Genomic DNA, 13,130 nt, shown 5'->3' with positions numbered 1-13,130 from the left:
ACGGGGGAGGGGGAACCGGAGCAACAGGTCCTCGATATGCGGTTGGTTCCTGCGGCGCTGGGGTGCTGGGTGGCGACGATTGTCGCGGTGACTGTGGGATGGGTCGCGGGGTTGGTGCTGGCGGTTGCGTCAGTCGCGGTGGCGATCGGGTTGTGGGTGATGCTGCTGTGGGCGATGGCGCATCGGCGGGAACGGTGGCGGGTTGCCGCGGTAACCGCGTTGGCGACGATGCTGCTCGGCGCGGGGTTCGCGGCGGCAGGTGCTTGGCAGGAGCATCATGTCCAGGCACACCCGCTGCGAGAGTCGTTCGGCCGTTCGGTGAACGTGCTCGCGGTGGTCACCGATGACGCGAAACCCGTGCGCGCCGATGGGTTCGGTGGTAAGCGGCGGTGGATTGTGCGTGCGGGTCTGCGCGAGTTCGGTCAGGGCACAGCATGGACGCAAGCCGGCGGTTCGATTGTGGTGCTCGCGCAGGGCAGTGAGTGGGCTGAGCTGTCGCCGGGGCAAATGGTGCGATTCCGGGCTGAGGTCAGCGAGCCGAACCGCCCCGACCTGACCGTTGCCACCCTGCACGCCACCGACGCACCGAAGCGGATCGGTGCGCCGCCGTGGTGGCAGCGGCTCGCGGCGAGCGTGCGAACGGATCTGGTGAACGCATCCGCCAGGGCACTGCCGCCTGCCGCGGCGGGATTGCTGCCCGCGCTCGTTGTCGGTGACACCGTCGCGCTGCCCGACCACGTGCGTGACGCGTTCGAAATCGCTGGGTTGCAGCACCTCTGTGTGGTCAGCGGCGCCAACTTCACGATTCTGTTGACGGCCCTGTTGGCGCTCGCCCGCCTGCTCACGGCAGGCCCGCGGACCAGTGCCGCCGCGGCGGCGGGGGTTGTCGTCCTGTTCGTCGTCATCGCCCGCCCCGATCCGAGTGTGTTGCGCGCGGCGGCGATGGGCTCGGTGACCGTGCTGGCGCTGCTCACCGGCAGACGCAAGCAGGCGCTTCCGGCGCTGTGTGCGGCGGTGATCGGATTGCTCGCCGTTGCACCGCAGTTGGCGGTGAGCGCGGGGTTCGCACTGTCGGTGCTCGCGACTGCGGGGCTGATCTTGCTCGCGCCCAGCTGGGCGGACTGGTTGCGGGCGCACGGTTGGTGGCGCGCACCCGCGGAGATCGTCTCGGTGTCGGCGGCCGCCTTCGTCGTCACCGTGCCGCTGATGGTTGCCCTGTCGGGGCGGGTGAGCCTGGTGGCGATCGTGGCGAACGCGCTCGTCGCACCGGTGGTCGGGCTGATCACGGTGATCGGTGCGGTGGGCGCGGTAGTGGCCTGCGTATGGGGAGACGCCGCGGTATGGGTGCTGTGGTGCGTGCGACCACCGATGTGGTGGTTGCTCGGCGTCGCGGATCATGCGGCCGCGGTGCCGGGGGCCACGATAACGGTGCCGGGCGGCGCGGTCGCGGGGTCGGTCGCGACAGTGATCGTCGTCGTGGTCGTGGCGGCATTGCGCTGGTCGCGCACCCGCAGGCTCCTCGCCGTGGTGGCGCTGGGAGTGTCGATCGTTCTGCTTCCGGTGCGCTTCTTGCAGCCGGGCTGGCCACCATCGGGCTGGGTGCTGGCGATGTGTGACGTCGGACAGGGCGACGGCTTGGCTCTGTCGGTTGGTCCCGGTGCTGCGGTCGTCGTCGACGTCGGCCCCGACCCACGCCCGATCCGGGCCTGCCTGGACCGCCTCGAAATCACCCACATCCCAGTACTTGTCCTCACTCATCCCCATGCCGATCACATCAACGGACTCACCGGCGCCCTCCGAGGCCGCACGGTCGATGCCATAGCCACCGCCCCGGGCGAACTCCGCTCAGCCATTGCCGAAGCGTGTGCCGTCGCAGACCGCACTGCTGGGCCGACGCGGGCCACGTTGTCGGCAGCGCCGAACCTCACAGCGCCCACCGGAACGCCTTCGCGTTCAACGACAGGAGGTCGGCATGTGTGCCCGCGTGGGACGCCGGGGGAGAGGCAGGCGAAGGACACTAGCCCGTCGGCGGAACACACTGTCTCCCAACGAGAATCGCATGGTCACGGTGGCGAGACAGGCGGAGTCGAGCGGGTGGCGGAACTGGCTGGTGCTGCGGGTATTCCGTTGATGGAACTCCACGCGGGGCACGAAATGACCTTCGGTGCAGTTGGTATACGTGTGCTGGCACCGAGCCAGGACGTTCCGGCGTCACTGGCGGCCGATGAGGCCAATGATCGGTCGCTGGTGATGCGGGCTCGCACTCCGGCCGGAACGATCCTGTTCACCGGTGACATCGAGGCCGAGGCGCAGACCCGGATCATACGCGGCGAGGATGTCCGGGCGGACATCCTCAAGGTGCCCCATCACGGATCACGCACCACCACACCGGAATTCCTTCGTGCCGTCGGACCACGCCTGGCGTTGGTCAGTGCCGGGTCGGACAACACCTTCGGTCATCCGCACCCCACGGTGACCACGACCCTCGCCGCGCTCGGCGCCACCGTCGCTCGGACCGACCTCGACGGTGACGTCGTGATCGTGGGGACCGCCGCCGATCTGCGGACCGTCACGTCTCGTCGACGCGCACGCCTGCGCGGCACGGACCTCGCGCTTGGACGGCGTCGAGGATCTCGATCCGGCCTGACGCGCGACACGACGACTTCGATGCTCGGTGGTGTCCAGGAAGAACGAGCAGCACGCCATCCCCGGTGGCCGAGTCCGTCCGGTGCCGTGGACAGTCCGGTCGAACTCAGCCACGCACACCGCAACGACGATGCTCGGCAACATGCCCGAGGTCGGCGCCAGGGGATGTCGGTGGGCGTACGTAGGATCGCCTGGTGAGCGAACGCCCTGCCTCGGTGCATCTGGTCCTCGGCGACGAGGAACTGCTGGTCGAACGTGCGGTTGCGATGGTGACCGCGCAGGTGCGGGCCTGTGCGCCCGATCCGGATTCGGTGCCCGTGGATCGTTTGCGCGCCGGTGACGCGAGCACCGCCGAACTGGCCGAGCTGCTCAGCCCCTCGTTGTTCGCCGAAGACCGCGTGATCGTGCTCGAGTCGGCGGCGGAAGCGGGCAAGGACGCGGTCGCGGTGATCACCGAGGCCGCGGCCGACCCGCCCGACGGTGTGGTGCTGATGGTGCTGCACTCGGGCGGCGGACGGGCCAAGGCGCTCGCGCCCGCACTGCAGAAGAAGGGCGCGACCGTCCACGAGTGCACGAAACTCACCAAGGGCGCCGAGCGCGTGGAGTTCGTGCGGGGCGAGTTCCGGGCACTCGGGGTGAAGGTGTCGACCGAAGTCGTGCAGGCGCTGCTCGAATCGGTCGGTTCGGAGCTGCGTGAACTGGCCGCTGCCTGTTCGCAATTGGTATCGGACACCGGCGGCAAGGTCGACGCGAACGCGGTCCGTCGCTACTACTCCGGCCGAGCCGAGGTGACCGGCTTCGACGTCGCCGACCTCGCTGTCGCCGGCGACCGCCCCGGCGCGATGGAAGCCCTGCGCTGGGCCACCGACCGCGGCGTTCCCCACGTCCTGCTGGCCGACGCGCTCGCCGACTCGGTCCACACCATCGCCAAAGTCGGCTCGGCGGGCCGCGGCGACCCGTTCGCCCTCGCCCAGAAGCTCGGCATGCCTCCCTGGAAGATCAAAAAAGCCCAAGCCCAGGCCCGCGGCTGGAACCCCACCACCATCGGCACCGCCCTGCAGGTGGTAGCCACCCTCAACGCCGACGTCAAAGGTGGCGCCGCCGACGCCACCTACGCCGTGGAACACGCCCTCGCCCGCATCCTCGACCTCCGCGCCACCGGCTGAACCAGCGGTTACCCGCTGCGCACTTCGCCGGCCGTCGGCACTCGCCCCCGCTGAACAGGCGCGCCGCACCGCCATCCAATCGGGATGCAATCGCGATGTCCGGTCGCTCTTACGGCTGGCACAGTTGATCATGAGATGGTTGAGCCGAGTGGTAGCCGGGATGGACGAGGCGGGCGCGGTCGACGCGGTCGGGGATCGGCGGGGCGGGTAGCGCGGCAGGTGGTGAAGGTGGTCGCGGCGGTGCTGTCGGCCGCGGTGGTGGTGGTCACGGCGTATGGGTGGTCGACGGCGGGGAGCTTCGATGCGGGGTTCCTGCGGTCGCGGGCGATCGGTGACGACGCACCGCATTCACTCGGGGGCGATCTCAACATCCTGCTGATCGGGCTGGACACCCGGCGCGATCACAACGGCAACGAGCTACCGGCCGAGGTCCTCGATCAACTGCACGCGGGCGACGGTGACGAAGGCGGATACAACGCCAATACCCTGATCCTGGTGCACATTCCGGCCGCGATGAACAAGATCGTCGCGGTGTCGATACCCCGGGACGACTATGTGCCGGTCACCGGGATCCCCGGTTACACCCACGCCAAGATCAAGGAGGCGTACGGGTTGAAGAAGGCGGCCGTGCAGGATCAGCTGATCGCGCGGGGCATCACCGATCAGCGAAAGCTGGAACAGGCGGGCCGGGAGGCGGGACGGGCCTCGACCGTCGCCGCGGTCCGGGATCTGACGGGGGTGCCGATCGACAGGTTCGCCGAGGTGACCCTGGCGGGCTTCTACGATCTGGCCGCCGCGCTGGGCGGCGTGGAAGTGTGTTTGAACAAGCCGGTGCAGGACTCCGAGTTCTCCGGCGCCGATTTTCCCGCAGGTCGCCAACAGCTGAATCCGGCACAGGCGCTGGCCTTCGTCCGGCAACGGCACGGGCTCGAGAACGGCGACCTGGACCGCACCCACCGTCAGCAGGCGTTCCTGACCTCGGTGGCTCGCCAGCTCCGCAGCGCGGGCACCCTCACCGACCCGGGCAAGCTGTCGGCGCTGATGGATGTGGCGCATCACAATATCGTGCTGTCGGACGGCTGGAACATGACCGAATTCGTCCGCACCCTGGGCGCCGCCGACGATCCCGAGGTCGAATTCCGCACCCTGCCGGTGCTGCGCTACGACGTGATCAACGGCCAGGACGTGAACATCGTCGACCGGTCCGCGATCCGCCGCGAGATGGCGGTGGCCTTCGGCATGCCGGTCCCGGCCTCCACCACGGCCAAACGCACCGGGCAACGTACGGAACCGCCGGCCGCCTGGTCGTCGGAGTCGACGGCGGGCGCGTGGCAGACCAGCACGACCACGTCGGAGCCGAAGACTCCCGACGCGGGCAAGCCGGTCCGCAGCGACATCACCTCGGGTCAGGTGCCCTGCGTGAACTGACTACTCGCCGGCGACGACCAGCGAGACGTCCACATCCTCGTCGTCGTCGAGGTCGTCGTAGCGGCCCTCCCACTCGTCGTAGAGGGGAACCTCGTCCTCACGGGTGACGATCCACGCGGCGCCGTAGCCACCGTCCTCGTCGGGCACCATCACATTTTCGACCTTGAGACCGATACCCAGGATCTCCGCCGCGCGGATCACCTCGGCCAGGTCGTCGCCTCGTACCACCGTCTGATTCGCGTACACCGTCAACATGGCGCGAATGGTAGCCGGTGGAAGGGAACGACAAAAGCCGCCGTGGTCATCGAGGCCACGGCGGCTGCGTCTTGCGAAGTACTACCAGCGAGCACCAGGCTCGCCGTCGATCAGATCTTGTTCAGAGCCAGCGCGAGCGCGGACTTCTTGTTGGCCGCCTGGTTGGCGTGGATGACGCCCTTGGACGCGGCCTTGTCGAGCTTGCGGCTCGCGAACTGCAGCTGCTCAGCAGCCTTTTCCTTGTCACCGCTGGAGGCAGCTTCACGGAAGTTGCGGATCGCGGTGCGCAGCGCGGACTTGACCGACTGGTTGCGCTTGCGCGCTTCCTCGTTGGTACGGATCCGCTTCATCTGGGACTTGATGTTGGCCACGCCTGTATCCTCTGGTTTCCTGTCGCTGGGTGGTATTCCTTGAAAGCTCGTCGGGCGCGCGCCCACGATGCAGCAGATGGTGCTGAACTACGGGTAACACCGCGCCGAAGATCGAGGTTACCAGCTCGACATCCCCCGGCGAAATCGGCCCTCCATCCGGTCGACCGGGGCGCCGACGCCGATTTCACCCGATTCAGGTGATGCAAAGAATTTACCTGTGTCACACACGACCCTGCTGCCGGGTGATGCACAGTTTTTGTCATGACCTCCACCACTGCGCCGAGTACGGCTCGATCTGCATCACCGGCGATGGTGAGAACGAACGGCCATCCGGCAGCCACCCACGCCGGATTGTTCGAGGGATACGGCCCCGGCCGCTTTGCCGACGCGTTCGACGAGATGTTCGACGCGTCGGGAAAGGTACGGGCGCCCTACAAGGGCATCCACGCCGCGATGGCCGCCAATGACGTCGATGACCTGGCCAAACGATCGGACGCGCTGGACCGCGCGTTCATCGACCAGGGCATCACCTTCTCCCTGTCGGGCCAGGAGCGCCCGTTCCCGCTGGATCTGGTGCCGCGGGTGATCGCCGCCGCGGAGTGGGCCAAGCTCGAACGCGGCATCAAACAGCGGGTCACCGCGATGGAGCTGTTCCTGGCCGACGTCTACGGCGAGCAGAACATCCTGCGTGATCAGGTGATCCCCAAGCGGCTGGTCACCTCGTGCGAGCACTTCCACCGCGAGGCCGCCGGGCTGGTCCCACCCAACGGCGTGCGCATCCACGTCTCCGGCATCGACCTGGTCCGCGACGAGAAGGGCGATTTCCGGGTGCTGGAGGACAATCTGCGCTCGCCGTCGGGGGTGTCCTATGTGATGGAGAACCGGCGCACGATGGCCCGGGTCTTCCCCGATCTGTTCTCCTCGCACCGGGTGCGCGCGGTGGGCGACTATCCGGGCCACCTGCTGCGCGCGCTGCGGGCCTCGGCGGCGCCCAACGAGGTCGACCCGACCGTCGTCGTGCTCACGCCGGGCGTGCACAACTCCGCCTACTTCGAGCATTCGCTGCTGGCCAGGCAGATGGGTGTCGAACTGGTGGAGGGTCGCGACCTGTTCTGCCGCGACAATGTCGTCTACATGCGCACGACCGCGGGGGAGCGTCAGGTGGACGTGATCTACCGGCGCATCGACGACACCTTCCTCGACCCGATGCACTTTCGCCCCGACTCCGTGCTCGGCGTCGCCGGCGTGCTCAATGCCGCCCGCGCGGGCAACGTGGTGATCTCGAGCGCGGTCGGCAACGGTGTCGGCGACGACAAGCTCATCTACACCTACGTGCCCAAGATCATCGAGTACTACCTCGGCGAGAAGCCGATCCTGCCCAATGTCGACACCTTCCGCTGCTGGCTCGACGACGAACGCGAGGAGGTGCTCGACCGGGTCGGTGAACTGGTGGTCAAACCGGTCGAGGGTTCCGGCGGGTACGGCATCGTGATCGGGCCCGACGCCTCGCCGCGCGAGTTGGAGACGATCAAGCGCAAGATCAAGGCCGACCCGCGGGGCTGGATCGCGCAGCCCGTGGTGCAGCTCTCGACGGTGCCGACCAAGATCGGCGACGATCTCGCGCCTCGCCACGTGGACCTGCGGCCGTTCGCGGTCAACGACGGGGACGACATCTGGGTGCTGCCCGGCGGTCTCACCCGGGTCGCGCTGCCGGAGGGCTCGCTGGTGGTGAACTCGAGTCAGGGTGGTGGCAGCAAGGACACCTGGGTGCTGGCCGGGCGCGCGGGATCGGTCGACCGCGAACTGGCCGGACCCGAACTGGTCAGTGAACCGCCGCAGGCGGATTCGTTCGAGCTCGGCCGCGAACTCAGCACGCCGCAGGCCAATCAGCAACAGCAGCAACAACAGCAGACACAGCGGTTGATCGGGGAATAGAGACATGCTTGCGCGAAACGCCGAATCCCTCTACTGGATCGGCCGATACGTCGAGCGCGCCGACGACACAGCGCGCATCCTGGACGTGGCAGTGCACCAACTGCTCGAAGACGCCACCGTCGACGCGGACCGCACCTCTCGCGTGCTGCTGAAGGTGCTCGGGATCGAACCGCCCGAGGGCCTTCGCCTCGACGTGTGGTCGGTCACCGATCTCGTCGCCTACAGCCACGACCACGGCGTCTCGATCAGCGACTCCATCACCAAGGCCCGCGAGAACGCCCGCGGCGCACGCGAAGTCACCTCGAGCGAGATGTGGGAGTGCCTCAATGCCACCTACAACGGCATGGCCGCGGCCGAGCGGGCGGCACGTGGCCTCGGCCCGCACGAGTTCTTCTCCTACATCAAGGGCCGGGCGGCGATGTTCACCGGATTGACCGACTCCACCCTGAGTCGCGACGACGGCTACCGCTTCCTGCTGCTGGGGCGCTCCATCGAACGCGTGGACATGATGGTGCGCCTGCTGCTCTCGCGCGCCGGCGACAAGACCTCCTCGCCCGCCTGGGTGACGGTGCTGCGCTCGGCGGGCGCGCACGACACTTACCTGCGCACCCATCGCGGCGCCCTCGACGCCGCCAGGGTCGCCGAGTTCATCCTGATCGACCGCCTGTTCCCGCGATCGGTGTTCCATACCCTGCGGGTCGCCGAGGACTGCCTGACCGAACTCGATCAGCGGCCGGGCAGCCGGGTGGGCGCGCGGCACGAGGCGCAACGAGTGCTCGGCCGCGCCCGCAGCGAACTCGAATTCCTGTCGCCGGGAGTGTTGTTGGAAGATCTGCAGAGTCGCTTGCTCGCTCTGCAGAAATCGTGCCGTGAGCTCAGTGAAGCCGTGTCACGCCAGTACTTTCACGCCGCCCCGTGGGTGGCGTGGACCGACGTGCGCAGCAAGCAGGACAGCCGCGTGCAGGTAGAGGGAGAGCTATGAGTTGGCGGATCAGGGTGGTGCACACCACCGGTTATGTCTACGACGCGCCGGTGACGCGCTCGTTCAACGAGGCCAGGCTCACCCCGCGCGCCGACAGCAGGCAGAACGTGATCCTCAATCGCGTCGAAACCGTGCCCGCCACAAGGGCTTATCGTTACACCGACTACTGGGGCACCGCGGTCACGGCTTTCGACCTGCACGCACCGCATACCGAACTCGAGGTGACCGGGTCCTCGGTGGTCGAGACCGAACCGTTCGCCGAGCCCTCCGAGGAATTGAGCTGGGACGAACTGCAGGGCGGGCGGGTGATCGACCGCTTCGACGAAATGCTCAGTCCCACCGCGTATGTGCCGCGCGATCGCAAATTGTCGACCGTGGCGCGTCAGCTCTCGCGCGGTGAGGAACCGGCCAAGGCGGTGGTGCGCGCGGCCGAGTGGGTGCACAAGGAGATGGACTACATCGCGGGCACGACGTCGGTGCACACCTCGGCGCTGCAGGCTTTCGCCGAACGTCGCGGCGTGTGCCAGGACTACGCCCACCTGACGCTGGTGTTGTTGCGCAGCATGGGAATTCCCAGCCGCTATGTGTCCGGCTACCTGCATCCGAAGCCGGGCGCGGCGATCGGCGAGACGGTGGCGGGCCAGTCGCACGCGTGGATCGAGGCGTGGACCGGGCAGTGGTGGGGGTACGACCCGACCAACAATCTCGCCGTCAACGAGCAGCACGTGTCGGTCGGCGTCGGTCGTGACTACGCCGATGTGCCGCCGTTGAAAGGCGTGTTCTCCGGCGGCGGCTCGACGGATCTGGAGGTCGTTGTGGAGGTCACCCGGCTCGCGTAGTGTCCGAGAGGCTCGTGCGGACCCCGCTCGCCGCGGGGTTGATTCCTCCCGGAGAGGTGGCGGCCGATGTCTCCCACTGCACAGGAACTCGTCGAACTCGAAGTCGTCCCGGAGCCGAAGAAGTGGGCGGCCGAGGCGCTCGGCACCTTCGTCCTCGTGGTCTGTGGCGTCGGCACGATGGTGCTGGCGGGTGATCGGGTGGGCCCGCTCGGTGTCGCCTTCGCCTTCGGACTGTCGCTGCTGTTTCTGGTCTACGCGATCGGGCCGATCTCGGGCTGCCATGTCAACCCGGCTGTCACGCTCGGGCACATGCTGCTCGGGCGGATCAGTGCGATCGGCGCGGTCGGCTATGTGATCGCCCAGGTGGTCGGCGCGTTCCTCGCCGGACTGGTGGTGTTCGCGTTGGCCAACAATCTGCCCGCCTACGATCGCCCGGTCGACGGTCTCGGCGCCAACGGCTGGGGTGCGCACAGCCCGTCGGCGGTGACCGGTCCGCTCGGTGATGTGGTGGTGCAGAACGGATACGGCCTGGCGGCCACCATCATCATCGAGGTGATGCTCACCGCGCTGCTGGTGTTCGTGGTGCTGGCCTCGACCGATCAGATCTCCGACGTGCCGCTGGCCGGGCTCTCGATCGGCGTCACACTCACGGTGATCTATCTGGTCTCGCTGCCGATCGACAACACCTCGGTGAACCCGGCGCGCAGCCTGGGCGTCGCGCCGTATCAGGACGGGGCGATGGGGCAGATATGGGCGTTCATCGTCTTCCCGCTGATCGGCGGGGCGCTGGGCGCACTGCTCTACGGCCTGATCTTCGGCCGGTCCAAGGACGTGCACTCCTAGCTGCGAACCGTCGAACCCCGATCCGGAGGTCTCCGGGTCGGGGTTCGATTGTCGTTCAGCTCCAGCTGTATTCGGCTACCAATCGGTGCGCGACCAGGTCGAAGGTCTTGCGCTCGACGATCGCGCCCTCGCGCCGGATGCCGTCCTCCGGCACGTCGAGTACCCGGTCCAACCGCACCCAGCTCGGCCTGCCGTCGTGGTCCCACGGACCGGCGCCGATGCCCACCCAGTTGCGGTCGTGGGCGCGGTCGGCCTTCGACGACAGCATCAGTCCGAGCAGGGTCTTGCGATCGCGCCCGACCACCAGCACCGGCCGGTCCTTGCCATTGGTCGGGTCTTCCTCGAACGGCACCCAGGTCCACACGATCTCCCCGGGGTCGGCGCGCCCGTCGAGCTGCGGGCAGTAGACGATCTGGCGGGCGCGATGCGCGGTCGGCACGGGGGTCGAGGCCGTCGGGCGCACCGCGACGGCGGGTCCCGGCTTGGCCGCCAGTGCGTCCACCAGCTTCTCGAGCAGTCGTGGCCCCTGCTTGCGCACGATTTTGGGCCCCTGCTCCTTGGCGATGACGCCGAGCTGCTTGCCGAGACTGTTCCAACTGCTGGCCATCTGTGAAATATAACGCCGACTCGCACTTCGGTGCACCGGTGACAGGGCCCGGGCTCGCAGGAATGACGCGGTCGGGTGCACCGGTGCGAGTGGAGTAGCTGGGCGAAATGTGTCGTCTACTTGCGGTCGGGTGCACCGGTGCGAGTGGAGTAGCTGGGCGCATGGGACGATGGGCGCAGTTCGCCTATACCCCGCGAGGAGTGGAGTGGCTTCCAGTTTTGCCGATACGACGTTCACCGATCCGTCCCGGATCCGGAACTTCTGCATCATCGCCCACATCGACCATGGCAAGTCGACCCTGGCCGATCGGATGTTGCAGCTGACCGGTGTGGTCGAGGAGCGGGCCATGCGTGCCCAGTACCTGGACCGGATGGACATCGAGCGTGAGCGCGGCATCACGATCAAGGCGCAGAACGTGCGGTTGCCGTGGCAGGTCGACGGCACCGACTACGTCCTGCACCTGATCGACACCCCGGGCCACGTCGACTTCACCTACGAGGTCTCCCGCGCGCTCGAGGCCTGTGAGGGAGCGATCCTGCTGGTCGACGCCGCCCAGGGCATCGAGGCGCAGACACTGGCGAACCTGTATCTGGCGCTGGAGAAGGATCTCACGATCATTCCCGTGCTGAACAAGATCGACCTGCCCGCCGCGGATCCCGATCGCTACGCCGCCGAGCTGGCCCACATCGTCGGCTGCGACCCCGGCGATGTGCTGCGGGTCTCGGGCAAGACCGGCGTCGGCGTGACCGAACTGCTGGACAAGGTGATCGAGGCCGTCCCCGCCCCCGTGGGCGACGCCGACGCACCGGCCCGCGCGATGATCTTCGACTCGGTCTATGACACCTACCGTGGCGTGGTCACCTACATCCGCGTGGTCGACGGCAAGATCTCGCCGCGCGAGAAGATCAAGATGATGTCGACCGGCGCCACCCACGAGCTGCTGGAAGTCGGCATCGTCTCGCCCGAACCCAAGGCCACCCAGGGTCTGGGCGTCGGCGAGGTCGGCTATCTGATCACCGGCGTGAAGGACGTGCGCCAGTCGAAGGTCGGCGATACCGTCACCAGCGCCCGCAACGGCGCCACCGAAGCGCTCACCGGCTACCGCGAGCCGCGACCGATGGTCTACTCGGGTCTGTACCCGGTCGACGGCTCCGACTATCCGGATCTGCGTGACGCGCTGGACAAGCTGCAGCTCAACGATGCCGCGCTCACCTATGAGCCGGAGACCTCGGTGGCGCTGGGCTTCGGCTTCCGCTGTGGCTTCCTCGGGCTGCTGCACATGGAGATCACCCGCGAGCGGTTGCAGCGCGAGTTCGGTCTCGAACTCATCTCCACCGCGCCCAACGTGGTGTACCGGGTGGAGATGGAGGACGGCAGCGAACACGTCGTCACCAATCCGTCGTACTGGCCGGAGGGCAAGTCGCGGCACGTGTACGAACCCATCGTGAAGTGCACCGTCATCTCGCCGAGTGAGTTCATCGGCTCGATCATGGAGCTGTGCCAGCAGCGTCGCGGCGAGCTGGGCGGTATGGACTACCTGTCCGAGACCCGCGTCGAGCTGCGCTACACCATGCCGATGGCCGAGATCATCTTCGACTTCTTCGACCTGCTGAAGTCGCGCACCCGCGGCTACGCCAGCCTCGATTACGAAGAGGCGGGCGAGCAGGAAGCCGATCTGGTGAAGGTCGACATCCTGCTGCAGGGTGAGGCCGTCGACGCGTTCAGCGCGATCGTGCACCGCGACGCGGCGCAGGGCTACGGGCACAAGATGACGACCAAGCTGCGCGAGTTGATCCCGCGTCAGCAGTTCGAGGTGCCGATCCAGGCCGCGATCGGCGCGAAGATCATTGCCCGCGAGAACATCCGGGCGATCCGCAAGGACGTGCTGGCCAAGTGCTACGGCGGCGATATCAGCCGTAAGCGCAAGCTCCTCGAGAAGCAGAAGGAGGGCAAGAAGCGCATGAAGACCATCGGTCGCGTGGAGGTCCCCCAGGAAGCTTTCGTGGCGGCGCTGTCCTCGGATTCGGACAAGCCCAAGAAGTAGGCGAGTTCCAGAAC

The 13,130-nt window shown here is 67.5% G+C and carries 11 protein-coding genes; 8 read left to right on the top strand and 3 right to left on the bottom strand.

Features of this window, described 5'->3' with window-relative positions; genetic code table 11:
* Positions 1-87 precede the first annotated feature (87 nt).
* The 3 genes from ACFWFP_RS26965 (at position 88) to ACFWFP_RS26955 (ending at position 5,240) form a co-directional block, all read left to right on the top strand.
* The gene (locus ACFWFP_RS26965; RefSeq protein ID WP_379299512.1) at positions 88-2,844 is read left to right on the top strand and encodes a ComEC/Rec2 family competence protein; all 2,757 of its coding nucleotides are present in this window, start codon (positions 88-90) and stop codon (positions 2,842-2,844) included.
* A complete protein-coding gene (gene holA / locus ACFWFP_RS26960; protein WP_379299510.1) occupies positions 2,841-3,812 on the top strand; it encodes a DNA polymerase III subunit delta in 972 nt (323 codons plus the stop codon). The genes ACFWFP_RS26965 and holA overlap by 4 nt, the downstream gene beginning before the upstream one ends.
* A 228-nt stretch (positions 3,813-4,040) precedes the next feature.
* Positions 4,041-5,240 carry an LCP family protein gene (locus tag ACFWFP_RS26955; protein ID WP_379299508.1) on the top strand — a complete coding sequence of 400 codons (1,200 nt, stop codon included), beginning with the start codon at positions 4,041-4,043 and terminating at the stop codon, positions 5,238-5,240.
* On the opposite strand, the gene ACFWFP_RS26950 is transcribed toward ACFWFP_RS26955, so the two are convergent.
* Positions 5,241-5,495 (bottom strand): hypothetical protein, encoded by a 255-nt coding sequence (locus tag ACFWFP_RS26950; protein WP_378637424.1) that lies wholly within the window; start codon positions 5,493-5,495, stop codon positions 5,241-5,243.
* Positions 5,496-5,605: 110 nt separating this feature from the next.
* Positions 5,606-5,866 (bottom strand): 30S ribosomal protein S20, encoded by a 261-nt coding sequence (rpsT, locus tag ACFWFP_RS26945; protein WP_056821462.1) that lies wholly within the window; start codon positions 5,864-5,866, stop codon positions 5,606-5,608.
* A gap of 309 nt (positions 5,867-6,175) precedes the next feature.
* Between rpsT and ACFWFP_RS26940 the strand changes: the two genes are divergently transcribed.
* The 4 genes from ACFWFP_RS26940 to ACFWFP_RS26925 all read left to right on the top strand — a co-directional run bounded on the left by ACFWFP_RS26940 (position 6,176) and on the right by ACFWFP_RS26925 (position 10,465).
* The gene (locus ACFWFP_RS26940) at positions 6,176-7,801 is read left to right on the top strand and encodes a circularly permuted type 2 ATP-grasp protein (protein ID WP_379299573.1); all 1,626 of its coding nucleotides are present in this window, start codon (positions 6,176-6,178) and stop codon (positions 7,799-7,801) included.
* Positions 7,802-7,805: 4 nt separating this feature from the next.
* Positions 7,806-8,783, top strand: a complete 978-nt coding sequence (locus ACFWFP_RS26935) for an alpha-E domain-containing protein (RefSeq protein WP_379299506.1) — start codon at positions 7,806-7,808, stop codon at positions 8,781-8,783.
* On the top strand, positions 8,780-9,622 hold the full coding sequence (locus ACFWFP_RS26930) for a transglutaminase domain-containing protein (protein WP_379299504.1): 843 nt from the start codon (positions 8,780-8,782) through the stop codon (positions 9,620-9,622). Before ACFWFP_RS26935 ends, ACFWFP_RS26930 begins: the two co-directional genes overlap by 4 nt.
* Before the next feature lie 66 nt (positions 9,623-9,688).
* A complete protein-coding gene (locus ACFWFP_RS26925; RefSeq protein ID WP_379299502.1) occupies positions 9,689-10,465 on the top strand; it encodes an aquaporin in 777 nt (258 codons plus the stop codon).
* A 55-nt stretch (positions 10,466-10,520) separates the two neighbouring features.
* Here the strand turns inward: ACFWFP_RS26925 and ACFWFP_RS26920 are convergent, their stop codons facing one another.
* Entirely contained in the window at positions 10,521-11,072 is a 552-nt protein-coding gene (locus ACFWFP_RS26920) for a type II toxin-antitoxin system PemK/MazF family toxin (protein ID WP_379299500.1), read from the bottom strand.
* A gap of 169 nt (positions 11,073-11,241) precedes the next feature.
* On the opposite strand from ACFWFP_RS26920, the gene lepA reads away from it, so the two are divergent.
* Entirely contained in the window at positions 11,242-13,116 is a 1,875-nt protein-coding gene (gene lepA / locus ACFWFP_RS26915) for a translation elongation factor 4 (protein ID WP_379299498.1), read from the top strand.
* Positions 13,117-13,130: the final 14 nt, after the last annotated feature.

It is taken from the genome of Nocardia sp. NPDC060249 (assembly GCF_042728755.1).
GTDB lineage: Bacteria > Actinomycetota > Actinomycetes > Mycobacteriales > Mycobacteriaceae > Nocardia.
This window is presented reverse-complemented; position numbering and strand designations above follow the sequence as displayed.

What these genes read in the sequence shown, in the direction of transcription:
- ACFWFP_RS26950 (WP_378637424.1), bottom strand. Translation starts at nt 5,495, where the DNA reads ATGTTGACGGTGTACGCGAATCAGACGGTGGTACGAGGCGACGACCTG.
- ACFWFP_RS26925 (WP_379299502.1), top strand. Translation starts at nt 9,689, where the DNA reads ATGTCTCCCACTGCACAGGAACTCGTCGAACTCGAAGTCGTCCCGGAG.
- ACFWFP_RS26930 (WP_379299504.1), top strand. Translation starts at nt 8,780, where the DNA reads ATGAGTTGGCGGATCAGGGTGGTGCACACCACCGGTTATGTCTACGAC.
- lepA (WP_379299498.1), top strand. Translation starts at nt 11,242, where the DNA reads ATGGGCGCAGTTCGCCTATACCCCGCGAGGAGTGGAGTGGCTTCCAGT.
- ACFWFP_RS26935 (WP_379299506.1), top strand. Translation starts at nt 7,806, where the DNA reads ATGCTTGCGCGAAACGCCGAATCCCTCTACTGGATCGGCCGATACGTC.
- ACFWFP_RS26920 (WP_379299500.1), bottom strand. Translation starts at nt 11,072, where the DNA reads ATGGCCAGCAGTTGGAACAGTCTCGGCAAGCAGCTCGGCGTCATCGCC.
- ACFWFP_RS26940 (WP_379299573.1), top strand. Translation starts at nt 6,176, where the DNA reads ATGGTGAGAACGAACGGCCATCCGGCAGCCACCCACGCCGGATTGTTC.